This is a genomic window from Weissella soli (assembly GCF_001761545.1).
Taxonomy (GTDB): Bacteria; Bacillota; Bacilli; order Lactobacillales; family Lactobacillaceae; genus Weissella; species Weissella soli.
The window spans coordinates 396,660-423,346 of the sequence record NZ_CP017326.1; the positions used below are offsets into that span (position 1 = coordinate 396,660).

Sequence of the window (26,687 nt, forward strand, 5' to 3'; positions counted from 1 at the left end):
GAGAGAATATGGTTGAATCATTAAATACCCGAGCAGACCTCACGACGGATGGCATTTCGTTTTTAGGCATTGGCGCCCGATATGGCAAAATTTTGATCGGTGACCGTGCTTTTGAATTTTTCAACGAAAAGAACATCCAAGACTACATCCAAATTCCATGGAGTGAAGTGAATTATGTTCAAGCCCAAGTTTCACATAATAAAATTGGTCGTCGTTTTAAGTTCAACACAACAATTGGTGAATTGGATTTTTCATCAAAAGATGCTGGCAAGATTTTGAAGGGTATCCGCGAATATATCGGTAATGATAAGGTTGTTCGGGCACCAACACTTTGGCAACGAATTAAGAATCTATTCCTCAAGTTGAAGTTCAAGTTGAAACGTAACAAAAAGTAAAGCTCAACCGACACCACGTCAATTGACGTGGTGTCGGTTTTTATCTATGCTAGGTATATTGGAAAAGGGGGATGAAATCTGCAATGCCAAAAGTGACGAAAACAACGCGCACACGTACCCCAGGACGCTATAATATCTATCTTGATGATGAATTTGCGTTCGCGGTTGATGAAAAAGTTTTGATTAAGTATAATCTTTTTCCAGAAACAGCCTTCACGTCTGATGAAATCGAAACCATCAAAGCAGCTGAATTTGAACAAAAAGCCTATCAAACTGCTTTGAAATATGCCACTGGGCAAATGCGGACCAAAATGCAGGTGATCATGAAACTCAAAGAAAAGGACTTTCCTAATCAAGTCATTGGGCAAGTCATTACCCGCTTAGCACAGGCGAATGTGTTAGATGACCGCCTCTATGCTGAAATGTATGTGCAGAGTGCTGTGCGCTCGGGTAAATTGGGACCGAAAGGTGTGGCACAGAAACTCAAACAAATGGGGGTTGACCGTTTCTTGATTGAAGATGCATTGGTTCAGTATCCTGCTGAAGATCAGGCAGATGCGATTGATCGGCAAGTTGAAAAGTTAATGGCAAAGTACCATCATCAATCGCATTTTATGGCCCAGCGGAAAACAACGCAAAAGCTGATGCAACTGGGTTTTGACCAAGGGGTTATCAAACGCGCCCTGACCCAATATCTCAGTGATCATCCCGTTGACCAAGACGACGAATTGGAAAAGCTGGGTAGTGAAGCTGAGAAAGTCGCTGCTCGCTACCAACAATATGATGGCTGGGATTTCAAAAATAAGGTCAAGGCAGCACTTTATCGTAAGGGCTATGACTTGAATCGTGTGGATCAATGGCTCAAAGAAAATCCTAAATAGGGCGCAATCTGTGGCGTGACATGCTTGCATAAAAATTCTCACATGTACTCACCTTAAAACATGGTATACTTATTAGGAAATAGTTGGTGGGATACTACCTAGAGGAAGGCAGTTATGAAAGACAGTCGCTTGCCACGCGAGGGCGATTTCATAACGATCAAGAGTTACAAACACGATGGTAGTCTACACCGAACTTGGCGCGATACAATGGTTCTCAAAACAAGTGAAAATGCTATTATCGGCCTCAATGATCACACCTTAGTGATTGAGGACGATGGGCGTCGTTGGGTCACACGTGAACCAGCAATCGTTTATTTTCATCGTAAATATTGGTTTAACATTGTTGCTATGATTCGTGATAATGGGGTGTCTTATTATTGTAATCTTGCATCGCCGTTTGTCCTGGATCGGGAAGCCTTGAAGTACATCGATTACGATTTAGATGTGAAGGTTTTCCCGGATGGTGAAAAACGGCTGCTCGATGCTGATGAATATGAGGCACATAAAACTAAATGGCAATATCCAGCTGACATTGATTTTATTGTGAAAGAACACGTTAAAATTTTAGTTGATTGGATAAATGAGAATAAAGGACCATTTTCACAAGATTATGTTGATCTATGGTACCGTCGTTATCTGGAGATTCAGCATCGTTCAGATCGTTAAGAAACGCTCTGCATAAATAGATGGAGGAAACGTGTCATATTCGTGACGCGTTTCTTTTTTATCCTTCATGTAGGATGATGGTAAAATAAACTTGGATCAGTATTTTCAGCGGAATTCTTGTATAATGTAAGAGGGAAAATATAGGAGTTTATATGATGGCAAAATCGAGATTAGAAAAGAATCGACGTGTAAAAAAGCATCATCCAATTTTACGCTTTTTTGGTATTTTCATTTTATTGCTGGTATTGGCGGGCGGCGGTGCTTGGTTGTATCAACGTCATCAGGAGAGTAGTGCCGTTGCTAGTACGTTGAGCTCGGCACATCAGGCAATTGATGACCATGCTTGGCAACGTGCCAAGACAGAGTACTTAGCTGCACAGAAGCAAACACCAAATGTTGAGTCACGTACGGCGCTTGAGCAACTTAAGTATGTGCTACGTGGTCGCAAGTTAGAACAGGCCAAAGAGTATGATTTGGCGCTTGCTCAGTACCAACGAGCATTAGCGGTGGATGGCGCGCTGGACAGAATCAATCAAGCGGTCAATGAAGTGATGGCTACGACCAAGAAAAGTGCTAGTTCATCATCAAAGGCCGCTGTCGCCTCTGAATCACGGGCCCTTGCGTCCTCAAAGGCAAAAGATGCATCCGTGGCATCCTCAGCCAAACGGGCAGCAGAATCTTATCTAGCGTCTTCAAAGAAGGCCGCTAAGAATAAAAGTAGTAAAGCTAAGAAATCGTCAAAGAATTCTTCTAGTACGAAGAACACAGCTAGTTCTAAGACCGATTGGACTGATGCCAGTTCAACGCATACAACCGTAAGTACGGCTAACCTGGCTAATTTGTACAAGTTTTCAAAGACTGAAATCGCGGCGGCCCGGGCTGATTTAACCAAAAAAGTGACCAACGTTGCCAATTATGATGATGAGACCATTAAGAAGGTCATGGCGTTGCAATTAATCAATCATGACAGTGAAATTGCTGATACGTATGTCCAGAATGGTTGGGGCCAATACAAATAAGCTTAACAAAAGATGAACGCGCAATGATTGCGCGTTTTTTTGTCTCCTGGGACATGTGCTGTCGCTGCGGTCGTGAGGACGGGGCATCGTCAGACGGGTGCAGTGACAGTGAACTTGAGTTAAAATCGAAGTTCTCAGACGTGCAAATTTTGATAAATTAAAGTAAAATGATAGATGCATTTAATTTTGATGAGTTCTTAAAGAATTGATCTTACCAAGTTGGGGTAGGGCAGTAAGGATAGGACCAGCGCAATCAGCGCATGTGAAAAACAGAAAAAAAGGGAGACGAATAATGCGCATTTTTTGGCGACTCGCTTGGTTTATTAAAGACGAGTGGAAGGCTTATGTATTAGGGATTTTAGCGTTGCTGGGAGTGGCACTAATGGGGTTGATTCCGCCGGTGATGATTGGTCGGTTTGCGAATTTATTAGCGACGCACCAATTAAATTGGCAAAACATTTGGCCAATCATTGGCTTCATTGCCTTTGCAACTATTGGCCAATATTTTTTACGATTCGGGTGGTCATATTTTATCTGGGGCACGGCGGCCCGTTTAGAAAAAACATTACGTGAACGATTATTTAGGCATTATTTGGCAATGGACGCGCCCTTCTTCCAAAAACACCGGACGGGGGATTTATTGGCACACGCGACCAATGACATTTCGCAAATGCAGCGCGTGGCTGGTAATGCGGTGTTACAGATGTTTGATGCGGTTATTACCGGCCTGTCAGTCATCATTGCCATGGTTTGGTTTGTGAATGGTGAAATGACTTTTTGGGCGGTGTTACCACTCTTTGGGATTACACTAGTGGCCACCGTTTTAGGACGTCATATTCATAGTGCCTTCATGAAGGCCCAAGAGGCTTTCTCAACGTTGAATAATAAAACACAAGAATCCATCATGGGGATTAAGGCTTTAAAGACCTTGGGACAGGCGCGAGAAGATATTCAAGATTTTTCGCATCAGGTGGATGATACCATTGCGGCCAATCGCCGGGCACAGTTCTTTGACTCCCTCTTTGATCCATCAATTACCATTCTGATTGGGGTTTCATACGTGGTCACGATCATCTTAGGTGGGACAAATGTGATGACTGGTAAGATGAATATCGGGCAATTAATTACCTTTGTGACGTACCTTTCGCAATTAATTTGGCCATTTATGGGCTTGGGGTTCATGTTTAATAATTTCCAGCGAGGCAATGCATCGTATGACCGCATTGAATCCTTAATGGCGGAACAATCGGCCATTAAAGATGATACGGCCGGTGTGAATCAGGTACCGGTTGGGGATCTGGATATTGCCATCACGCAATTTCAATACCCGGAAGCAGATGAAGTGGTTTTACATGATATTGACGTTCACCTACCAGCTGGCCAAGTCCTGGGGATTGTTGGTGCTGTCGGGGCGGGTAAAACCACCCTGCTACGTCTTTTATTGCGTGAGTTTGACAATTACACTGGTTACATTAACGTGGGGGGGATCGATATTCGGCATTATCGTTTGAATAAGTATTTACCAGCCATTGGGTATGTCCCACAGGATAATTTCCTGTTTTCAACGACAGTGCGCGAAAATATTCGCTTTTCAGATCCAACCTTGATGGATGAGCAGGTCGAACGCGCCGCAAGATGGGCTGGCTTGCATGATGATATCTTGCAGCTGCCAGCTGGATATGACACTCAAGTTGGTGAACAGGGCATTAGTTTGTCAGGGGGACAACGCCAACGCCTGGCGATTGCACGGGCCTTAATTATTAATCCAGAGATCTTGATCTTGGATGATGCTTTATCTGCCGTCGATGCTAAGACCGAAAAGACGATTTTGGAGACGTTGCATACCCAACGTGCTGGCAAGACAACCTTAATTGCGACCCATCGTTTGAGTTCCGTCGTGAATGCCTATGAGACAATCGTCTTGGCTGAGGGGGCGATTACTGAACGGGGCACGCATCCGGCATTGCTTGCAGCGAATGGCTGGTATGCCACGATGTATGCAGCACAACAAATTGAGGCGAAGTTAGATGAGGAGGTGGCTCACCATGGATAACGATAAGCAATCGATTTGGTCACGCCAGCTTTCAGTTAAGGAACAAATGCATATTATTTGGGAGCTGATGAAGTTCGCCAAACCGTATCGATGGTACTTTATTGGGGCAATTGGCTTATCAATTTTAATTTCAGCCATTAATGTCGTGCTACCGAAAATCATGTCGATCTTAATGAATGAATATTTGACCAAACAGACGACGGGCATCAAAATTTTGGTGATTTTTGCAGCAACCTACATGGGCATCACTGTCATTAAAGCGATTGCTGAGTTCTTTGAGTTTTTTTGGTTTACAATGGGTGCAGAACGGATGTTAGAGCGGGTCCGGGTCATTCTTTTCGCCAAATTACATTCACTCGGGATGCGGTATTTTGACCAGACACCAGGTGGCACATTAGTCTCACGGGTGACAAATGATACCGCATCATTTTCTGATTTTTGGACGTTGTTTTTGCAACTGAGTGGCGCCGTGATTTCAATCATCACCGCGTTTATCGCAATGTGGTTAACGAATGTAAAAATCATGACCGTCGCTTTACTTTTTGTGCCCCTTTTGTTTGTGGTCATCTGGTTCTATCAGCGCTTTGCGATCCAAGTCTACCGGCGCATGCGGGAACGGTTATCGGAATTAAATGGCCAACTAGCTGAAGCCATCACGGGGATGTCTGTTATCCAACAATTTCGGCAGGAAGCGCGCATTAATCGGGCCTTCGTTGCGACAAATGAAGCGTACTATCAAACCCGGGTGCGCATGGTGAAGACCAATTCACTCTTGTTGTCCCCAGCGATTGATTTACTATATGGCGCTGCCATTATTGTGGTCTTGCTGATGTTTGGTTGGACGAATGATTCCCAAATTGTCGCTGCTGGAACCGTATATGCTTTCTTGTCATATGTGGCGGCCTTTTACAATCCCATTGATGCAGCGATGGATTCGTTGGCCAGCTTCCAGGATGGTATTGTGTCCGGGTCACGCGTCTTGCGCATCTTAAATGACGATACGTTGGAACCCCAGCAAAATTCCAATGCCACTGGTAAAATCACCGCGGGTGAGATTGAATTTAAGCACGTCAATTTTGCTTACGACGGTGAAAATACCGTGTTGCACGATTTGAGTTTCACTGCAAAACCAGGGCAAACTGTCGCCCTGGTGGGGCATACCGGATCTGGCAAGAGTTCAACCATTAACACATTGCTCCGGTTCTACGATTTCCAATCTGGTCAAATTTTGATTGATGGTCAGGATATTCGTGATATTGAGATGCGCGATTTACGCCAACAAATTGGGCTTGTCTTACAAGATCCATTTCTATTCTTTGGCGATATCGCCTCGAATATTCGCATGTATGATGCCACGATTACGGATGCACAAATTGAGGCAGCGGCCAAGTTCGTGCATGCCGCTGATTTCATAGAAAGTTTGCCGAACCAATACCATGAGCAAGTCATCGAAAAGGGCGCGGCCTTCTCCAGTGGTCAACGGCAGTTAATTTCGTTTGCTAGAACCATTGTCCGGAACCCAAAGATTTTGGTATTGGATGAAGCAACGGCTAATGTGGATACGGAAACAGAAACCGTCATCCAAGCATCCCTAGCGAAGATGCGCGAGAATCGGACAACGATTGCGATTGCTCATCGGCTTTCCACCATCAAGGATGCCGATTTAATTCTGGTCTTAGATCAGGGACGGGTTGTGGAACGGGGTACGCATGAGAGCCTTTTGGCGTTAAATGGTCGGTATGCCGACTTGTACAAGATGCAGTCTGGTATGGGACAATCATAAAACACCACTAAAAACACCTTAGTCAAATGACTGAGGTGTTTTTTAGTGGTGGCGCGTGGCCTGGCTAGTGTGCAACAGCGCCGTTATCAGTCAGGGCGATTTGAGTAACCAAGAATTCGAGGTATATTTCGTAATTTGTTGCTTTTTATGGCGATTTATAGTTTAATATTCATGAATACACGAACTATATATTTTATTTTCAAGGAGAATCATCGTGAATAATAAATGGATGCGTGCTGCTTTACCAGCATTGTTGATTCATAGCAGTATCGGAACAGTTTATTGTTGGAGTATCTTTAAACAGGCGATTGCTGATTATACCGGGCAACCCACCGCGGATGTAGAGTGGGCTTTCTCATTGGCTATCTTTTTTTTAGGGATGTCAGCAGCGGTTTTAGGTCACTTTGTTGAACAAGACATCAAAAAATCAGCCTTACTTTCAACCGTGTTTCTCGTGATCGGTATGGCTGGGACTGGTCTTAGTATTCACGCACATTCACTCGTGGGCATTTATCTTTTCTATGGTATCATCATGGGCATCGGGCTGGGGATTGGATACCTCACACCAGTGAAGACCTTAATGCTTTGGTTTAAGGACAACAAGGGGTTGGGCACGGGATTAGCAGTCGCCGGGTTTGGCTTGGCTAAGATGGTGTACTCACCAATTATGTTCAAATTACAACAGTCAATCGGTTTGTGGCAAATGTTTGTCATTTTGGCGGCGGTGTTCTTGGTAACAATGACGCTAGGGATGGTGTTGATCAAGAAGCCAGATGATTGGATTGAGGAACCCTTGGTTAATAAATTTCAGCCCGTTGCTTTGTTGAAAAATCGTTCATTTATTGGTATCTGGTTGATGTTCTACTTGAATATTACCTGTGGATTAGCTGTGATTTCGCAGGAAAAAGATATTATGGGTTCGTTGGTCAACGGCAACGGTATCGCCATTTTCTCAGCGACGGCCATCACGACTGTTGTCAGTGTGGATGCTTTTTTCAATGCTGCTGGTCGGATCGGTTTTGCGACTTTATCAGATCATTTGCGGGATCGTAACACAGTTTATAAAATTATTTTTGTGCTGTCAGCCGCATTAGCATTGGCGACCTTTTTCATGCCAAGCACGGCGGCCTGGTTAGCCATCGTCTTAGTCATGACTTTCTTTACCATCAATGCCGGTTACGGTGGTGGGTTCTCGGCATTGCCACCACTATTGAGTGACCGCTTTGGGATGAAAGCTATCTCTAAAATTCATGGGTTGGCGTTGTCGGCCTGGGCAATTGCTGGTTTGTCAGGTAATCAGTTGGCGAGCTTCATCACGAATGGGCTGCATTTACAGTATCAATCAATGTTTATCGTGATTGCCATTCTATATGTTGTGGCGTTGGGAATCGCCTATGTGATGGTTAAGCCTCAGCAAACATTAGTTTATTAACATAAAAAACGTCACAGATGAGGATAACATCTGTGACGTTTTTCAGTTGGTGATTAATTTTCAATTTCAGCGGTGTAGGCGATAATTTGATCGACGGTATCGCTTAAAAATTTAATTGTATTACGGAGTGGTTCATCGGTCGTGACGTCTGCGCCAGTTAACTTAATCGTGTTAATCGGATCTAGTGAACCGCCAGACTTCAGAAACTTCAGCCAGTTTGCGACGCCTTCATCGGGATGGGACTTGACATTGATGAATCCTTGGGTCGCAACCACGAGACCGGCACTGTAGGTGTAGCTATATAAGCCCATGTAGTAATGGCTTTGACGCATCCAAGTTAACGCGGCATCTTCATCAATTTCAACGGCATCCCCCCAGAAAGTTTGGAGGACACCTTGCATGATGCTATTCAACTTCTCAGCGCCGAAAGTTTCACCGGCCTCGATCAAATTATAGACCTCGCGTTGGAAAGCCGCTTCCAGCAAATGGGTGATAAAGTTGTGGAAGTAGGTGTCAGTTAGACGGTGCGCCAGGGCGAACCGTTTCGTGCGTGGGTCATCGGCTTGGTTTTCCAAGTAATCTGACAAGAGCAGCTCGTTAAAGGTTGATGGAGCTTCCACGAAGTAAGTTGACATACTAGCATTGAAGATTGAGTTGTTGTTGGCACTCAGGATGAATTGACCAGCATGGCCAATCTCGTGGACCAAGGTGTAGACATCTGATAAACGATTGGTCCAGCTCATCAAGATATACGGATGCTTGCGATAGGGGTCAGTAGCATAACCACCGCTCTCCTTACCAATGTTAGGGGCATAGTCGACCCAACGTTCCTCCTTGAAAGGTTTAATTTCGCGCGTGTATTCCTCAGTTAAGGGACTAGTGGCCGCCAAGACCAAGTCATACGCTGATGCAAAATCAGCGGCGGGATTCAAGGCACCGTCGAGATCGATTTTCCAATCAGCAAAAGTCATCTTTTTAAGGCCGTTGACCTTGGCAACATGCTTCAAGTACCGTTGTGCGATTGGTCCGAAGTCGTTCATAATCAAATCAATCTGGCGGTCAAACATGGCGTGGGTGACCTCTTGTTTGTCGAGGAGATAATCAAAAACATTATCGTAACCACGCAAATCAGCTAAATCCTTTTCTTTTTTTACCTGATTATAGTAAGCAGCGGCCGCTGCATGTTGATGGGCCCGCAAACCATCCGAAAAGCTTCGAAAGGCCTTTTCACGAATTTCAGCGTTCTCATGGTTTTGATAGAAATTTTCATATGTCACGAAGGCATTAGGATAGGTCACACCGGCGACCTCAAAGTCAGCCATTTTAAAATCACTCGCGCGCATGCGCACGTAGACATCCTCTGGTGCATGTTGAATTGAGCTTAGCTTGGTGAGCGCCCGTTCAACATCAGCACCAAGATAGTGGGCTTTTAACCGGGTAATCCGGCGAATTTCTGCCGCCAGCTCAGGTTGCTCAGCTAAAGCAGCAAAAACATCAGCGGGTGCATTAATTAAGGCGGCTTCAAAGAAGGACAAATCCCCTTCAGCGCTAGTTAAGAACTGACCACCGCGGGCCGCAATTTGCGCAAATGATGCATTGGTGAAATCGGTCGTTTCGGGGATGAAACTATATTGACCAATATGATTAAGTTCAATTGTAATCGGGGCTAAATCGGTAAAAGCCGCTTGGAAATCAGCCAGTGTGTGCAAATTCCCAGTATATTTGGCCACGAAAGCCGCTACGTGTGTGGTAGCCGTTGCGATGGCAACCTCAAAGGCTGCTTGATCTTGATAAAGGGCCGTTAAGTCCCAGGTAGTTTCCGGAGCAAAAGTTGCTCGTGGTTGTTGTTCAGCCATGTAGTGATCACCTCAGTCATAAAATAAGATAATTAAATTATAGAACAATGATAAAAGATTAGCGATATTTAATTTAAAGTAGGCCGGGGTCAGCGGGCATTCAACTAAAAAACGATTGAAAAAATTTTCAATCGTTGGCGACCTATTTAATCAATAATTTGTAACTCTTTTGACAGGTGCGTGAATGAATCAGCACCAGTCTCTGTTAGGACAATTGAGTCTTCAATCCGGACGCCCATATCGCCTGGAATATAGATACCTGGTTCAATGGAGAAGGCCATGTTGGGCTGCAAAACGAAATCGTTACCTTGGGCGATTTGAATGGATTCATGCACGGATGAACCGAGACCGTGGCCGAGACGGTGTACAAAGTATTCACCATAACCAGCCTTAGTAATGACATCGCGCGCAATCTTATCAAGTTCTCCAGCCGTCATGCCTGGTTTAACCGCATCTTGCGCGGCTAACTGTGCTTCTAGCACCACGTTGTAGACGTCTCGTTGGTGATCTGAAACGGACTTGTAGGCGACCGTACGGGTTGCGTCGGAAACATGTCCGCCGTAGATCGTTCCAAGGTCAAACAAGGCCATGTCACCAGGCTGCAAAATGGTGTTCCCCGTGTTGCCGTGGGGGTTAGCTGCATGGGCGCCAAATTGGACCAATGTCTCAAAGGACATCCCTGGAATTCCACGCTTCTTCGTTTCATATTCAAGATAAGCCGCGACCGCCAATTCTGAAACACCTTCGGCTAGTGCAGCGAACCCATACTGGAAAGCCTTGTCGGCATCATTACCGGCATGGTGCATTTCTTCAATTTCGGCAGCTGACTTGTGCAAACGGAATTCTTCAAGCATCGGCGTCAAATCAGCCGTAAACTTTATCTCAGGCAACGCAGTTTGCAAATAATTGGCCCGGGCAAGGGTTAATTGATTTTGCTCAACGGCCCAGTTAGTTAGATGTTGACTATGGTCTTTGATGTGACCGGCCAGGATTGCCCAGCCATTTTCATGGTCTTGGTAACCATAAACAGGATGCGTCCAGCCAGTTTCCTTAACCGCCTCAACCTCTAATGCTGGCGCAAAGATGAAGGGCTCGTCTTGGGCAAAGATAATCAAGGCCAGGATGCGCTCAATTGGGTCAGACTCGAAACCAGTTAGGTATGAAATGGTATGGAAATCTGAGATGTAGGCAACATCAACTTGATGCTCGTTCAACCATTGCTTAATCGTATCGATTTTTTCTGACATGAAAATAACCTCATTTGTTCTAGATTTACTTGTGATTATACTCCAATTAATGCTATCCATCATCGCTTGGCACGTCAGATTTGTAACAATTTATGAAAACCAACCTGAAAACTTATTAAAAAACACTTGTAAACGTTTGCAATTAGAGCCAGATTTCGGGTATACTTAACCATAACAAACAGGTATGAAATCAGCGATTTATACGGTTTCGGATATGAATTTTATATATCTGATATTAAGAAAATTGAGCGAGACAGTACAAGCTCAGTGAGGAGAAAATTATGGAGAAACAAACCATCACCATCTATGACGTTGCGCGTGAAGCTAAGGTTTCAATGGCGACCGTTTCACGAGTTGTGAATGGTAACGCCAATGTTAAAAAAGAGACCAAGGACAAGGTTGAAGAGGTTATCGCACGTTTGGGATACCGTCCTAATGCAGTTGCCCGCGGGCTGGCTTCACGGCGTACCACAACGATTGGGGTGATTATCCCGGATGTGACCGACCATTATTTCGCCGAGCTTGCGCGTGGGATTGATGACGTTGCCGCGATGTATCATTACCAGATTATTTTAGCGAACTCCGATGAATCTAATGCCAAGGAATTGCGTGTGTTGGATAGTTTGCTTGGCAAACAGGTAGATGGGATCATCTTCATGGGTAACTTGATTAACGAGCCCATTCGTGATGCATTTGCCAAGGCCGATGTGCCAATCGTCTTGGCAGGCTCAGTTGACGCTGAACAAGCCCAAGCCTCAGTGACGATTGATTACACGTTGGCAACGCAAGAAGCAACGACGCGTTTAATCAAGAGTGGTCACCAAGAAGTGGCCTTGATTATGGGACCCAGCGAGCACTCAATCAATCGTGATTATAAATTAGTGGGATACAAACAAGCCCTTGAAATTGCGGGAATTCCATTTGATGAGAACTTGGTCATCACAGCGGATTATGATTACCAAAGCGGTTATCAATTAGCCCATATTGTGAATGATTCTATGGCCACCGCGGCTGTTGTCGTTGATGATGAGATGGCAGCGGGCTTGCTAAATGGTCTTGTTGATATGGGAATTTCATTGCCAGAAGATTTTGAAATCATCACGAGCAATAATTCACGTTTGACGGTTATGACGCGACCACAATTGAGTTCGATTACACAGCCAATCTATGATCTTGGGGCGGTTGCCATGCGGATGCTCACCAAGTTAATGAATCATGAAAAACTTGATGTCAAGAATATTATCTTGCCACACGGTTATGCAGAACGAGATACCACAAAATAATTGATGACGACGTCCTATCGGCAGATTGCCGGTAGGACTTTTTTTGTGTCTGACGGCAACCACAGCTGGTTGGTGATGCTGAAAGTTGGTGGCTAAGTGCCGCTAGCATGCCATTTAAGCCGTCATTATATGGAAAATACGAACTTTAATCCCATGAAATGACGTAAAAAAGAACCATCGCTAGCAAATTTATCCATTTTGCCACTATTTTTTCATCTAAATTTAATCGTTCGGTTCGTGTTTTTGATAAAACGTTAAAATCCGAACAAAAATGATGTATTTTTGGTTAATTTACGAATTACTATATACAAAAATAGCTATAACCGGTTTAATCTATATTAAAAGACGAACTTTAACGTCAATAAATGACATGGAGACCTAACAATGACGAAAGTAGCTGTAGTCATGGGGTCAATTTCGGATTGGCCAACCATGCAACTTGCGACCGATATTTTAACCGACTTGGGCATCGAGATTGAAAAACACATCATTTCAGCACATCGGATGCCAAAAACGTTGGCCCAATTTGCTGAGAACGCCCGCGAAAATGGCGTGTCAGTCATTATTGCTGGTGCGGGTGGTGCCGCACATCTACCTGGTATGTTGGCAGCTAGTACGACCTTACCGGTGATTGGGGTGCCAATTCAATCAAAAGCATTGAACGGACTCGATTCGTTATTGAGTATCGTGCAGATGCCGGCTGGCGTACCAGTGGCCACCGTGGCAATCGGTACAGCCGGTGCGAAAAATGCCGCCTATTTAGCCGCTCAAATTATTGGTATCAGTGATGTTAAGATGGCTGAAGCAGTCGCGCACTTCCGTGAAGCACAAACGCAAGCAGCAATTGATAGTGAGGCAGCATTAAATGAGTAAGGTTATTTTACCGCCAGCCACGATCGGCATCGTCGGTGGCGGCCAATTAGGACGCATGATTGCTTTAGCAGCCAAGCCAATGGGTTACCGTGTCGGGGTGCTGGATCCCACGCCAGATAGTCCTGCTGGTCAGGTAGCGGATTTTCAAATTACCGCTGACTATGATGACGAAGCCGCGATATTGGAATTGGCACGTCGAGCAGATGTGTTGACATACGAATTTGAAAACGTCGATTTAACCACGTTGGCACACGCCAGTCAAATCACAGAGTTGCCCCAAGGTACCGATTTGCTCTATATCACCAAGAATCGTTTACGTGAAAAGCAATTCTTAGCCGATCATGGTATTCCAGTGGCACGCTTTGCTGAAGTGCAGTCAGTCGTCGAATTGGATGCTAAGGTCGCTGAAGAGGTCCCTTGCCCAGCCATCTTGAAGACGGCTGAGGGCGGTTATGATGGGCATGGTCAGTGGGATATTCCTAACACTGATGCCTTAAACACATTGATTTCACATTGGCCCGTCGCTGAAACAGTCCCACTTATTTTGGAGCAACAAATTGACTTTGACCGTGAAGTTAGTGTCATGGTCACACGGGATGGGTTTAATGAAGTACGTATCTGGCCAGTGGCTGAAAATGTACATCAACACCACATCTTGAAGACGACCTTAGCACCAGCCCAAGTGAGCCCACTGTTGCAGGCGAAGATTACCCGAATTGCAACGGATATTGCCGAGGCATTGAATTTGCGCGGGGTCCTCGGGGTTGAAATGTTTGTCGCGGGTGATGACGTTTACGTCAACGAACTCGCCCCCCGACCACACAATTCAGGCCATTATACGATTGAGGGTTCTAACATCTCACAATTTGAAGCCCATGTGCGCAGCATTGTCGGCTTGCCAATTGCTGAGATTGAAACCGTGGATCAAGCACTGATGTTGAATCTGCTTGGTGACGAATTGACCCAAGCACGTGAAGAGCTGCTGGCACATCCAGAATGGCACTTCCACGACTACGGCAAACTTGATATCAAACGAAATCGAAAAATGGGGCACATCACTGTGGTGGGTGCCACAGCGATCGGACAATTAGAAACATGGAGTCAAACACATGAGCAACATTGAGAAGCAGGACTTAATCATCGAAGGCAAGGCGAAGGCCGTTTACAATACGACCGATCCGGCATTAGTTTGGGTTCATAATCTTGACCAAGCCACGGCCTTGAATGGTAAGAAGAAGGAAGCAATTACCAATAAGGCGCACTATACGAACGCTATTTCGGGTCTATTGTTCCAATACTTGGCGGAGCAAGGCATCGCCAACCACTTCGTCGAACGCTTGAATGACACCGACGTTTTGGTAAAAAAATTGACCATGGCTAAGGTAGAGGTCGTCACACGTAACTACGCATCAGGTAGTTTTGAGCGTAAGTATGCGGTGCCACATTTGCAAGAGCTGACACCAAAGGTCCAGGAATTCTATTATAAAAATGATCAATTAGACGACCCCAGCTTAAACGACTCCCAAATTTTAGCACTTGGTCTGGCAAGCACCTCGGATATCGCAACTTTCCGCAGTACGGCTTTAGCGGTTAATGAAAAGCTGACCGCCTTATTCGCCGAAATCGGGATTATTTTGGTTGATTTCAAAGTTGAGTATGGTTATCAAGCCGATGGTAGCTTACTTTTGGCTGATGAATTATCACCTGATAACATGCGCCTGATTGATGCGACAACGCAGGTTTCTTTGGATAAAGATGTCTTCCGTCAGGGCACGGGTGAAATTACGGACGTCTATGAAATTGTCTTATCACGTTTGCAACATGCATTGCATTATTAGGAGAAAATTATGTTGTACCTTGCTAAAATCTACGTTACTTACAAGCCATCAATTTTGGATCCTCAAGGGGAAGTCATTAAAGCCGCATTACATCGTTTGGATTTCAACACAGTTGAAGGTGTGAACCAAGGTAAGTATTTTGAAATTAAGTTGACCGCCGCAGATGAAGCAGCCGCTAGTGAATTGGTGAAAGCCTTTACCACTGAGTTGCTTATCAACCACAACACTGAAACTTACCGCTTCGATTTGGAGGAGGCTTAACATGAAAGCAGCCGTGATTCGTTTCCCAGGCTCAAACTGTGACTTTGACATGTATTATGCTTTACAAGATTTTGGGGTTGATGCGGACATCGTCACGAAAGACCAAGCTGATTTTGATGACTATGACGCCATTTTCCTACCCGGTGGGTTCGCTTATGGTGATTACCTACGTACCGGGGCGGTGGCCCGTTTTTCACCTGCGATGAAAGCTGTGACACAAGCCGCTGATGCCGGTAAGTTGGTGGTGGGCGTTTGCAACGGTTTCCAAATTTTGACGGAAGCTGGTTTGCTACCCGGTCAACTCATGCGTAATGCCGTTGATGGTAAGGCGCCGGGCTTTATTAATGATGATGTCCCTTTGCAGGTCGTGAATGCTGACACGCCATTTTCAAGCGAGTATGGTGCGGGTGCCACACTGACCATTCCAGTGGCGCACGGTGAAGGTCGTTACTATGCTGACGCAGAGACAATCGCCAACTTGTACGCTAACCACCAGGTTGTGTTTACTTACCAAGAGAACATTAACGGCTCAGTGGACAACATTGCCGGGATTACCAATAAGGCGGGGAATGTGTTTGGCATGATGCCCCACCCGGAGCGGGCAGTTGATGAATTGTTGGGTAACACGGATGGACGCGCTTTCTTCAAAGGAATTGTGGCGAACATCTTGGCAAAAGTAAAGTAGGTTAATCATGATTGAAACAGTGACAAATCCGATGGCTAACGAGCCAACCGCTGAGCAAGTTCGCGACGCAAAGCTCTATCTTGAGTGGGGCTTGACTGAGCAAGAATATCAATTGATTGTCGATACAATTGGGCGTTTGCCAAATTATACTGAAGCCGGCATCTTCTCAGCCATGTGGTCAGAACATGTATCATACAAGAAATCTAAGCCGGTTTTGCGTAAGTTCTGGTCGGAAAATGAACGTGTCCTACAAGGGCCTGGTGAAGGGGCCGGTATTTTGGATATCGGTGATGGCCAAGCGGTAGTCTTTAAGGCAGAATCACATAACCATCCCTCAGCTGTTGAACCCTATGAAGGGGCTGCGACGGGTATTGGCGGTATTTTGCGTGATATTTTCTCAATGGGTGCCCAACCCATCGCTGCCTTAGACAGTTTGCGGTTCGGTGAATTAGATAACCCCCATACGCAAGCACTCGTCGAAGGCGTTGTGGCCGGTATCGCCGGTTATGGTAATGCGATTGGAATTCCGACGGTTGGTGGAGACATAGCCTTTGATGCTTCTTATCAAGGTAATCCCTTAGTTAATGCCATGGCAGTTGGTATTTTAGATCAACGCGCCATGCAAGTTGGTAAGGCCGAAGGTGTGGGTAATTCAGTCATTTATGTCGGCGCTAAGACTGGGCGTGATGGTATTCATGGTGCGACCTTTGCCTCAGCTGAATTCAACACCGATGAAGAACAGAATCGTTCCGCCGTGCAAGTGGGCGATCCATTTATGGAGAAGTTAGTGATGGACGCCACCCTCAAGGTTATCAATGAACATGGTGATGTGATTATCGGGGTACAAGACATGGGTGCTGCCGGTATCTTATCTTCGTCATCTGAAATGGCCGGCAAGGCCGGCATGGGTATCTTGTTGCATTTGGATGCGGTGCCACAACGTGAGACGAACATGACGCCATACGAATTGATGCTGTCAGAATCACAAGAACGGATGCTGTTGGTTGTGGCCAAGGGTCATGAACAAGAAGTCATTGCGGTCTTTGAAGAAGCTGAATTAGAAGCGGTCATCGTGGGTGAAGTCACTGACGACGGGCGTTACCGACTGGAATTTCACGGTGACATTGTCACTGATTTGGATGTTGAATTTTTAACGAAGGCACCTAAACAAGACATGCCTTCAAAGAAGCCGGCTTATTTAGAAAATGTTGACGAAGCACAATATCAACCAACTGCGACTGACGTTACTGAAACGTTCTTAGCGTTGTTAGCGCAGCCAACGAGTGCGTCGAAGGCGGATCTATTCCGTCACTACGATGCACAAGTGCGGGCTGATACAGTGATCAAGCCTGGTGGTGATGCCGCGGTGGTCCGAATTCGAGGTACGAAGAAGGCCTTGGCCATGACAACGGATGTTAATGGTCGGTTTGTTTATCTTGATCCATATAACGGCGGTAAGATGGCTATTGCCGAAGCTGCCCGTAATATTGTGGCCACCGGTGCTTTGCCAATCGGCATCACCGATTGCCTGAACTTCGGTAACCCGGATGATCCAGAAATCTATTGGACCTTGGACCAATCGGTGATGGGGATTAATGACTTTGCCAAGAAGTTGAACACACCGATCATTTCAGGAAATGTGTCATTGTACAACGAGACCAATGGTGAAGCAATTTACCCAACGCCAATGGTGGGGATGGTTGGTTTGCACGAAGATAACAAAGATATCACGACCATTAAGTTTAAAAATGCCGATGACATCATTTATCTGGTTGGTGACTTCCAAGCAGCCTTTAATGGTTCAGAATTGCAAAAAATGGAAACTGGTCACATTCAAGGTCAGTTATTTGCCTTTGATGATGAAGCTGAGTTACGTAGCCAACAAATCGTTTTGGATGGCATCAAGGCCGGCTTGATTGTCTCAGCCCATGACATCGCCGAGGGTGGGATCGCCGTGGCACTTGCAGAATCAGCCTTTAAAACACCATTTGGTTTGGATGTATCCGCTGAGGTTCCTACGTCAATGTACTTTGCAGAAGCCCCATCACAATTTATTGTCTCAGTACCAGCTCAGCAAGCTAGTGCATTTGAGGAATTAGCTGGCGCGGATGCGCGTCGTTTAGGCACGGTGTCTCAAGATACAGCCTTAAAGATGGCTGGAATTGATGCCCAAATTAATGTCGACAAGACGATTGCCGAGAAGAAGTATATGGAGGCTATCTCATGGCTTTTGAGCAAGTAGAAAATCAAAATTCACTAAACGAGGAATGCGGTATTTTCGGCGTTTGGGGCTGTGATGATGCGGCTAACTTGACCTACTATGGTTTGCATGCCTTGCAACACCGTGGTCAAGAAGGGGCAGGCATCGTCGCTAATAATAATCAGCACTTGTGGCAAGAGCGTGGGTTAGGTTTATTGGGGGACGTCTTCCGTGATCCACAACGCATCAAGAGCCTGGTTGGGACAGCAGCCATTGGGCATGTCCGCTATGCTACGGCCGGTTCAAATGGTATTGAAAACATCCAACCGTTGATGGTGAATTTTTCCAATGAGCAATATGCTTTGGCACACAATGGTAATTTGACCAATGCCAAAACTTTGCGCAAAGAACTCGAGGAGAGCGGTTCGATTTTTCAATCATCATCAGATACAGAAGTTTTGTTGCACTTGATTCGTCGCTCGAAGGCTGAGACCTTCAAGGAAAAGTTGATTGAAGCTTTGAATACAGTTCGTGGTGGCTTTGCCTTCCTTTTGATGACCCCAACCGCCATGTATGCAGCACTAGATCCGCATGGTTTCCGGCCGTTTGTCGTTGGTCAAATGCCAGATGGCCAATATATCGTCACTTCAGAAACAGCCGCTTTAGCCGTTGTCGGCGCCCGCTTTGTCCGGGATGTCCAACCGGGAGAGTTGATTAAAATTGATGATAATGGCATTGCGATTGAACGTTACACTGAAAATACGACCTTGAATATCGATGCCATGGAATATGTCTACTTTGCTCGGCCAGATTCAAACATCTATGGGGTGAATGTACATAATGCTCGCAAGCGCATGGGCCGGACCTTATTTCAAGAGCACGCAGTTGCAGCTGATATTGTCGTTGGGGTACCAAATTCAGCCCTATCGGCAACGGCTGGTTATGCCGAGGCGGCTGGTTTGCCAAATGAAATGGGGTTGGTGAAAAATCAGTATGTCGCCCGTACTTTTATTGAACCTACGCAAGAACGCCGTGAGCGGGCGGTGCGAATGAAGTTAACCGCGGTACCTGATGTCGTCGGGGGCAAGCGGGTTGTGTTAGTAGATGATTCAATTGTCCGCGGTACCACGTCAAAGTTCATCATTAGAATGTTGCGCGAAGCTGGGGCCAAGGAAGTGCACGTCCGCGTAGCAAGTCCGGCATTTAGGTTTCCATCATTTTATGGGGTGGATATGCAAACAACTGAAGAGTTGATGGCGGCCAACCACACTAAGGAAGAAATGCGTCAGATTATCGGGGCTGATTCGTTAGAATTTTTGTCAACGGAGGGATTGGTAGCCGCAATTAACTTGCCATATCAAGGTGCAGGAACTGGTTTGACGACGGCTTATTTTGACGGCCACTATCCTAGCCCAATTTATGATTTCCAAGCAAGTTTAAGTGCTTGGGAAGCACGGGGTGAAGTTGATTTTGCACCAGAACCTACGACCACATACTCACCAACACAAGTCCGGACATTGGCTAAGCAAGATTTGCATTTAGAAGGAGAGCAATAATGGCAGAAACAAACGCTTATGCTGCTGCTGGCGTTGACGTTGAAGCAGGTAACCAAGCTGTGGCACAGATGGCAACGGCGGTTAAAGACACATACAACGACCATGTGCTCGCCGGATTGGGCGGCTTTGGCGCAGCCTTTGCGATCGGTGCGGGTTACAAGGATCCGGTCCTAGTGGCTGGGGCGGATGGTGTTGGGACAAAGCTACTCTTAGCGATTGCGGCGAATAAGCACGACACCATTGGTCAAGATTTGGTCGCCATGACCATGAACGATATCTTGGCGCAGGGCGCCAAGCCGTTGTTCTTATTGGACTATTTGGCGGTTGATAAGATGCGTCCGGCAGTGGTTGCGGAGATCGTAGGGGGCATTGCGGCAGCCACGAAGGCAGTCGGTGCGGCGTTGATTGGCGGTGAATCGGCTGAACTGCCTGGCTTGTATGCGCATAATCACTATGATTTGGCCTCATTTGGCGTCGGGATCGTTGAACGTGATGCGATGTTAGTTGGCGATCGTGTCCAAGCGGGTGACGTCCTGATTGGCTTAGCTTCATCAGGTATTCACTCAAATGGGTACTCATTGGTCCGCCAGGTGTTGGGAATCAACGATGGTGCCGGTTGGGAAGACTTAGATCCGACCCTACAAACGGCCTTGTTGGAACCAACCAAGCTATATGCAGCACAAGTTTTGCCTTTGCTACAACAAAAACTCGTTACGGGTATTGCCCATATCACTGGTGGGGGAATTATCGAGAACTTGCCTCGGGCATATGGGACTGACCTGACCGCTGAAATTAACTGGGGTACTTGGCCGATTTTGCCGATTTTTGATACCTTGCAAACGGCCGGTACCTTGTCATTGCATGATATGTTACTGACATTCAACAATGGCCTGGGCATGATTTTGACGGTTCGTCCGGAAGATGCTGCCGCAGTTTTGCACCAACTGGGTGATGATGCTTATGTTGTTGGCAAGATGACGGCATGGCAAACAGAAGCGGTTGTTTTTAGGGGGGAAGCGCCATGGCAGTAACGCGCTTAGCCATTTTTGCTTCTGGTCACGGCACCAATTTTGAAGCACTGCAAACAGCGATGATGGCCCGCAAATTGGATGCCGAATTTGTCCAGTTGATCGTCGATCATGCCAATATCGGGGCAATTGCGTTAGCTGAGAAATTTGGTATTCCTTATCGGGTAATGAGCTATAAAGCATTTGAAAATCGCCAAGCGGCCGAAGTTTCCATCGTTGAGACGCTCACGGCGGCCCGCGTAGACGGGATTATCTTGGCTGGTTATATGCGTTTGTTGACGCCGACGCTCCTCGATGCTTTCCCCAATAAGGTGATCAATATTCATCCGGCGCTCTTACCGAGCTTTCCCGGCACCCATGCGATTGAAGATGCATTCAATTATGGGGTGAAGATCACCGGGGTGACGGTCCACTATGTGGATGCGGGGATGGATACGGGTAAGATCATCGCGCAGGCGCCCGTTGCAGTCATGGCCGATGACACATTAGCGTCATTGGAAACAAAAATTCATGATGTTGAGCATCAATTATACCCAGATACATTGGAATGGTTATTAAAAGAAGGAGTATTTAACTAATGGCACGTGCACTATTAAGTGTTTCAGATAAGAATGGCCTGGTGCCATTCGCGCAAGGATTGGCCGAATTAGGCTATGAGTTGGTATCGACTGGTGGGACTTTGAAGGTTTTGGCTGAGGCTGGTCTGGCACCAATCGCAATTGATGAAGTTACCGGTTTTTCTGAAATGTTGGATGGTCGTGTGAAAACATTACATCCACGTGTTCACGGCGGGTTATTGGCCCGTCGTGATTTGCCAGAACATATGGCAAAATTAGCAGAATTTAATATCACACCAATCGATTTAGTCGTGGTTAATTTGTATCCATTCAAAGCAACGATTCAAAAGGAAGGCGTTTCTGAAGCGGAGGCCATTGAAAATATCGATATCGGTGGTCCTTCAATGTTGCGTTCAGCCGCAAAGAACTTTGCCAGTGTGTTGGCGGTTACCGATCCAGCTGACTACGACCTCGTGTTGGAAAAGTTGCGTCATGATGAAATTGATGGGGCCTTTCGCAAAAGTTTGGCAGCCAAAGTTTTCCGTCAAACCGCTGCCTATGATGCCTTGATTGCCAACTACTTGACGGAAGAGACTTTCCCCGCACAACTCACCCCAACCTTTGAGTTGTTTGAGGAGCTCCGTTACGGGGAGAACCCCTTCCAAAAGGCAGCTGCCTATAAGACAGCTTTGCCTGAGCCATACTCTGTTTTGTCAGCTAACATTTTGCACGGTAAGCAGTTGTCATATAACAATATTCGTGATGCCGATGCTGCATTGCGTATTATCGCTGAGTTCTCAGAGCCAACAGTGGTCACGGTTAAGCACATGAACCCAGCCGGTATTGGTCAGGGTCCTGACATTGAAACTGCCTGGGATAAGGCATTTGCTGCTGATCCAGTATCAATTTTTGGTGGTATCGTGGCCTTGAATCGTGAGGTTGACCTGGATACAGCCATGAAGTTAAAGGCTATCTTCTTGGAAATTATTATCGCACCAAGCTTCACTGATGAAGCTTATGCCGCCTTAGCTAAGAAGAAGAACTTACGTCTATTGACACTACCATTCACGACTGATGTACCACAAAGTTATGAACTAACGTCAGTATTTGGGGGCGTCGTCGTACAAGACCGTGACTTGGTTAATGAAGAACTGGCAGATTTCGAAGTGGTTACTGAAGTGAAGCCAACCCAAGCACAGCTTGAAACGATGGTCTTTGCACAAAAGGCCGTTAAGCACGTGAAGTCAAATGCCATTGTGGTGGCCCGACATGGTCAAACGCTCGGTGTGGGTGCCGGTCAACCAAACCGCATCGACTCAGTGACATATGCGATTAAGAACGCTAAGAAAATTACTGATGATTTGTCAGATGCTGTTTTGGCCTCGGATGCGTTCTTCCCATTCTCAGATTCAGTGGCGTATGCGGCTGAACATGGGATCAAAGCGGTTGTGCAACCAGGTGGCTCAATCCGCGACCAAGAATCAATCGATAAAGCTAACGAGCTTGGTATTGCAATGGTTTTGAGTGGCAATCGTCATTTCCGTCACTAAAAGTAAATCTAGGAAGCCAGTGCGCTTGCTAAGGAATACTCAATATTAAATAGATTACGAGACTCATTGAAAAATGAGCCTCGTAGTAGACAGCTGGTTACAGGGGTTGTCTAGTGCGAGGCTCACAAGTTAGAAAGGGAAATTATTATGGCTCAAGTATTGGTGATTGGTTCCGGTGCCCGTGAACATGCCATTGCTCAGACATTATTACGTAGTCCGCAAGTTGATCAAGTCGTCATTGCACCAGGCAATGACGGTATGACCGACCCAGGATTAGTTATCAAGCCGATTGCGGCCACCGCGATTGCAGAGCTTATTGCCTTTGTTCAAGGGGCCAAGATTGATTTGACGATTGTTGGTTCAGAAGAGCCGTTAACATTAGGAATCGTCGATGCCTTCCAGCAAGCGGGCTTACCTATTTTTGGACCGACAGCCTACGCAGCTCAGTTAGAGGGTTCAAAGGCTTTCTCCAAACAAGTATTAGCGGCCAATCATATTCCCACTGCAGCATCCGATGTGGCGACATCACTGACTGATGCTTATGCCAAAGCCACGCAATTCGGTTTCCCCGTTGTCGTCAAACAAGATGGGTTAGCGTTGGGCAAGGGTGTCACCATTGTCAAAAACACGGCGCAATTAACCGCATTATTAACGGCCATTTATGCAAAAGATGCTGCCCAAAAACTCGTGATCGAAGAGTATTTGGCGGGGGTTGAATTCTCAATTTTCTCATTTGTCGGCGAGCTTGGCGTGGTACACGCGCCGATTGCCCAAGATCACAAACGGTTGTTGGACCAAAATGCCGGTCCTAATACGGGCGGTATGGGGGCCTATAGTCCTGTGCGGTGGTTGAGCAACGCCATTCGAGAAGAGGCAATTCAAACATTGGTCGAACCTGTCTTGGCAGGTATGCAGGCGAGTGGACATCCCTTTACTGGCATTCTGTATACCGGGGTCATGTTGACTGAAAAGGGTCCAAAAGTGATTGAATTTAACGTGCGGTTAGGTGATCCTGAGGCCCAAATTGTCCTGCCACAATTAGAGTCAGATTTTTATCAAATGTTGCTCGATTTGCTGGCTGGCCAGCAACCTGAAGTTGTTTGGCAAGATGCAGATATTTATTTAGGCGTTGTTTTGGCCGCCCCTGGTTATCCGGTAAAGCCCGAAAAAGGCTTACCAGTCCCAGTAATTACCGGTGACGATCTGCATATGAACTATGCTGGGGTGATCCAGCAAGATGATGCGCTAGTCGTCAATGGTGGCCGGGTCGTGACCGTGGTAGGTCGGGCACAGAGCGCTACCGCAGCGGCCGCCAAAATCTATGCAGCCTTGGATGCGTTAGATACGCGCCTGCAATATCGGCATGATATTGGCTATCAAGCTGTGCAAGCCGAAAATGAAACAAAAGCGTTATAATAAATTTATTAAGATTTAAGGGGATCAAACATGCAATCAGATATTGAAATCGCACAAGCGGCCGAAGTCTGGCCCATCGATGATATTGCGGCCAAGGTTGGTTTGCAAAAACACGAAGTTGAACCATATGGCCGTGATAAGGCCAAGATTAACATTGATCCAACCGTCGCACGTAAGACAGCGTTGGGTAAATTGATTTTAGTGACCTCAATCAACCCAACACCAGCCGGCGAAGGTAAGTCAACCGTTACGGTTGGTTTGTCTGATGCCTTGGCTTTGGCCGGCAAAAATGTGATGATTGCGTTGCGTGAACCATCACTTGGTCCAGTGATGGGCATGAAGGGTGGAGCGACTGGTGGTGGTTACTCACAAGTGGTCCCAATGGCAGATATCAATCTGCACTTTACGGGGGATTTTCATGCCTTGACGTCAGCGCACAATACATTGGCGGCGGTGATTGATAATTCAATTTATCAAGGAAATCCACTCAATATCGATCCACGCCGCATGATTTGGAAGCGCGCGTTGGACGTCAACGACCGAGCATTGCGACACACAGTGATCGGCCTTGGTGGGCCAACTTCTGGTGTGCCGCGTGAAGATGGGTTCGATATCACCGTTGCTTCCGAGTTGATGGCCATCCTAACTTTGTCACATGACTTGATGGATTTGAAGGCGCGTATCGAAAAAATCGTCATTGGTTATACATATGATCGTGAACCAGTTACCGTCAAAGAGCTAGGTGTTGCCGGTGCTTTGACGACTTTGTTAAAGGATGCCATTAAGCCTAACTTGGTGCAAACACTTGCCCACACCCCAACTTTGATTCATGGAGGCCCTTTTGCAAATATTGCCCAAGGTACCAATTCAATTCGTGCGACCAAGACGGCATTGCAATTAGCAGACTACGTCGTTACTGAAGCTGGCTTCGGTGCTGATTTGGGTGGCGAAAAGTTCTTAGACTTTAAAGTCCCATTGTTAGGGAAGACCCCGGATGCAATCGTCATCGTAGCCACCGTTCGTGCGTTGAAGATGCACGGTGGTAAAGCCAAGGATGATTTAAAGACCCCAGATGTCGAGGCCTTAAAGCGTGGTTTGGCTAACTTGGGGCAACATCTGAACGCAATGATGCGCTACGGCGTGCCGGTAGTCGTTGCTGTGAACCGTTTCGTCACTGATACACCTGAAGAAATTGAAACGGTGGCAGCCTATGCGCGTGAGCATGGGGCCGAAGCTTATTTAGCTAACGTTTGGGAGCAAGGTGGTGCTGGTGCACCTGAACTTGCGCAAGCAGTGATCGAAGCAGTTGAGCGACCATCAGTATTTAAGCCCCTGTATGATTTCGAAGATGAAGCCATGGACAAGTTGAATAAGATTGTCACCACGATTTACGGTGGTGCCGGTGTTGAATTGTCAGACAAGGCGGCCAAGCAGTTGAAGCAATTTGCCAAGTATGGTTGGGACAAGTTGCCAATTATCATGGCTAAGACGCAATATTCATTGTCAGATGATGCGAAGAAGCTCGGCGCACCTAAGGACTTCAAGATTCATGTCCGTGAATTTGTACCTAAGCTCGGTGCTGGCTTCTTAGTTGCCATGACCGGTTCCATTTTAACGATGCCTGGTTTGCCAAAGCATCCAGCAGCTTACGATATTGATATTGACGAAAATGGCCACATTACTGGTTTGTTTTAAATTTTTAGATTAAAAAGCAACAAGACGGTCATCAACTGCTGCTTAATTTGATAAAAATTGCGTAGAATAACAGTTTTTAAACGCCTAAATGATTGATATATAGGCAATTCTCACCAGATTTTTAATATTCTGGTGAGAATTTTTAGTTATTTTTAAAGTTAGTAGTTGACGAAAAAAATGAATGCGTCTATAATTCAATTCAACAAATAAATCGTTCAAAAACCGATGAGATGGAGATCAAGTTAGTTGTGCGCGCAAAGAGAGTCCGGGAGGGTGTGAGCCGGGTCGAACGCAGACTAATAAATGGACCATTGAGGGCTAAGCTGAAAGTTTACAAGTATGCTTAGACGTGAGACATACGTCAGTTGTCAGTGTATTGTTTGATACATGTGGTTAAAGTGCGAGTTTTATGG

At 46.1% G+C, this 26,687-nt stretch carries 22 protein-coding genes and 1 other annotated feature (1 of these 23 only partly in view); of the genes, 20 read left to right on the forward strand and 2 right to left on the reverse strand.

Annotated features, from left to right (window positions below):
- The first annotated feature begins 8 nt into the window (after positions 1-8).
- The 7 genes from WSWS_RS01895 to WSWS_RS01925 all read left to right on the forward strand — a co-directional run bounded on the left by WSWS_RS01895 (position 9) and on the right by WSWS_RS01925 (position 8,229).
- A complete protein-coding gene (locus WSWS_RS01895) occupies positions 9-395 on the forward strand; it encodes a DUF956 family protein (RefSeq protein ID WP_070229667.1) in 387 nt (128 codons plus the stop codon).
- A gap of 71 nt (positions 396-466) precedes the next feature.
- A complete protein-coding gene (locus tag WSWS_RS01900) occupies positions 467-1,276 on the forward strand; it encodes a RecX family transcriptional regulator (RefSeq protein ID WP_237342596.1) in 810 nt (269 codons plus the stop codon).
- Between the two features lie 114 nt (positions 1,277-1,390).
- Positions 1,391-1,942 carry a nucleoside tri-diphosphate phosphatase gene (gene ntdP, locus WSWS_RS01905; protein WP_070229669.1) on the forward strand — a complete coding sequence of 184 codons (552 nt, stop codon included), beginning with the start codon at positions 1,391-1,393 and terminating at the stop codon, positions 1,940-1,942.
- A 155-nt stretch (positions 1,943-2,097) separates the two neighbouring features.
- Entirely contained in the window at positions 2,098-2,961 is an 864-nt protein-coding gene (locus tag WSWS_RS01910) for a hypothetical protein (protein WP_070229670.1), read from the forward strand.
- 292 nt (positions 2,962-3,253) lie between these two features.
- Positions 3,254-5,014, forward strand: a complete 1,761-nt coding sequence (locus WSWS_RS01915; RefSeq protein WP_070229671.1) for an ABC transporter ATP-binding protein — start codon at positions 3,254-3,256, stop codon at positions 5,012-5,014.
- Positions 5,007-6,797, forward strand: coding sequence for an ABC transporter ATP-binding protein (locus WSWS_RS01920; RefSeq protein ID WP_070229672.1), 1,791 nt, complete (start codon positions 5,007-5,009; stop codon positions 6,795-6,797). The genes WSWS_RS01915 and WSWS_RS01920 overlap by 8 nt, the downstream gene beginning before the upstream one ends.
- Before the next feature lie 214 nt (positions 6,798-7,011).
- Positions 7,012-8,229 (forward strand): OFA family MFS transporter, encoded by a 1,218-nt coding sequence (locus WSWS_RS01925; protein WP_070229673.1) that lies wholly within the window; start codon positions 7,012-7,014, stop codon positions 8,227-8,229.
- Positions 8,230-8,282: 53 nt separating this feature from the next.
- Here WSWS_RS01925 and pepF read toward each other — a convergent pair whose 3' ends face one another.
- Together pepF and WSWS_RS01935 are read right to left on the reverse strand one after the other, a co-directional pair.
- A complete protein-coding gene (gene pepF, locus WSWS_RS01930; protein WP_070229674.1) occupies positions 8,283-10,085 on the reverse strand; it encodes an oligoendopeptidase F in 1,803 nt (600 codons plus the stop codon).
- Positions 10,086-10,231: 146 nt separating this feature from the next.
- On the reverse strand, positions 10,232-11,332 hold the full coding sequence (locus WSWS_RS01935; RefSeq protein ID WP_070229675.1) for a M24 family metallopeptidase: 1,101 nt from the start codon (positions 11,330-11,332) through the stop codon (positions 10,232-10,234).
- A 281-nt stretch (positions 11,333-11,613) separates the two neighbouring features.
- Between WSWS_RS01935 and ccpA the strand changes: the two genes are divergently transcribed.
- The 13 genes from ccpA (at position 11,614) to WSWS_RS02000 (ending at position 26,274) form a co-directional block, all read left to right on the forward strand.
- Positions 11,614-12,615 (forward strand): catabolite control protein A, encoded by a 1,002-nt coding sequence (gene ccpA / locus WSWS_RS01940; RefSeq protein ID WP_070229676.1) that lies wholly within the window; start codon positions 11,614-11,616, stop codon positions 12,613-12,615.
- A gap of 384 nt (positions 12,616-12,999) precedes the next feature.
- Complete coding sequence (gene purE, locus WSWS_RS01945; RefSeq protein ID WP_070229677.1) at positions 13,000-13,488, forward strand: 5-(carboxyamino)imidazole ribonucleotide mutase; 489 nt, start codon at positions 13,000-13,002, stop codon at positions 13,486-13,488.
- Positions 13,481-14,611: a 5-(carboxyamino)imidazole ribonucleotide synthase gene (purK, locus tag WSWS_RS01950; RefSeq protein WP_070229678.1), complete on the forward strand. Its 1,131-nt coding sequence runs from the start codon at positions 13,481-13,483 to the stop codon at positions 14,609-14,611. The genes purE and purK overlap by 8 nt, the downstream gene beginning before the upstream one ends.
- Positions 14,598-15,326, forward strand: a complete 729-nt coding sequence (locus tag WSWS_RS01955) for a phosphoribosylaminoimidazolesuccinocarboxamide synthase (RefSeq protein ID WP_070229679.1) — start codon at positions 14,598-14,600, stop codon at positions 15,324-15,326. Before purK ends, WSWS_RS01955 begins: the two co-directional genes overlap by 14 nt.
- Before the next feature lie 12 nt (positions 15,327-15,338).
- A complete protein-coding gene (gene purS, locus WSWS_RS01960; RefSeq protein WP_070230804.1) occupies positions 15,339-15,587 on the forward strand; it encodes a phosphoribosylformylglycinamidine synthase subunit PurS in 249 nt (82 codons plus the stop codon).
- 1 nt (position 15,588) lies between these two features.
- Positions 15,589-16,272, forward strand: coding sequence for a phosphoribosylformylglycinamidine synthase subunit PurQ (gene purQ / locus WSWS_RS01965; RefSeq protein ID WP_070229680.1), 684 nt, complete (start codon positions 15,589-15,591; stop codon positions 16,270-16,272).
- Positions 16,273-16,279: 7 nt separating this feature from the next.
- A complete protein-coding gene (purL, locus tag WSWS_RS01970) occupies positions 16,280-18,514 on the forward strand; it encodes a phosphoribosylformylglycinamidine synthase subunit PurL (RefSeq protein ID WP_070229681.1) in 2,235 nt (744 codons plus the stop codon).
- On the forward strand, positions 18,496-20,028 hold the full coding sequence (gene purF / locus WSWS_RS01975) for an amidophosphoribosyltransferase (RefSeq protein ID WP_070229682.1): 1,533 nt from the start codon (positions 18,496-18,498) through the stop codon (positions 20,026-20,028). The genes purL and purF overlap by 19 nt, the downstream gene beginning before the upstream one ends.
- Complete coding sequence (gene purM, locus WSWS_RS01980) at positions 20,028-21,059, forward strand: phosphoribosylformylglycinamidine cyclo-ligase (protein WP_070229683.1); 1,032 nt, start codon at positions 20,028-20,030, stop codon at positions 21,057-21,059. Before purF ends, purM begins: the two co-directional genes overlap by 1 nt.
- Entirely contained in the window at positions 21,050-21,634 is a 585-nt protein-coding gene (purN, locus tag WSWS_RS01985) for a phosphoribosylglycinamide formyltransferase (RefSeq protein WP_070229684.1), read from the forward strand. Before purM ends, purN begins: the two co-directional genes overlap by 10 nt.
- Positions 21,634-23,163: a bifunctional phosphoribosylaminoimidazolecarboxamide formyltransferase/IMP cyclohydrolase gene (purH, locus tag WSWS_RS01990; RefSeq protein ID WP_070229685.1), complete on the forward strand. Its 1,530-nt coding sequence runs from the start codon at positions 21,634-21,636 to the stop codon at positions 23,161-23,163. Before purN ends, purH begins: the two co-directional genes overlap by 1 nt.
- Positions 23,164-23,310: 147 nt before the next feature.
- The gene (purD, locus tag WSWS_RS01995) at positions 23,311-24,579 is read left to right on the forward strand and encodes a phosphoribosylamine--glycine ligase (RefSeq protein ID WP_070229686.1); all 1,269 of its coding nucleotides are present in this window, start codon (positions 23,311-23,313) and stop codon (positions 24,577-24,579) included.
- A gap of 30 nt (positions 24,580-24,609) precedes the next feature.
- Positions 24,610-26,274, forward strand: a complete 1,665-nt coding sequence (locus tag WSWS_RS02000; RefSeq protein WP_070229687.1) for a formate--tetrahydrofolate ligase — start codon at positions 24,610-24,612, stop codon at positions 26,272-26,274.
- Between the two features lie 216 nt (positions 26,275-26,490).
- Positions 26,491-26,687 (forward strand) — a binding site (T-box leader) (it continues 64 nt past the right edge of the window).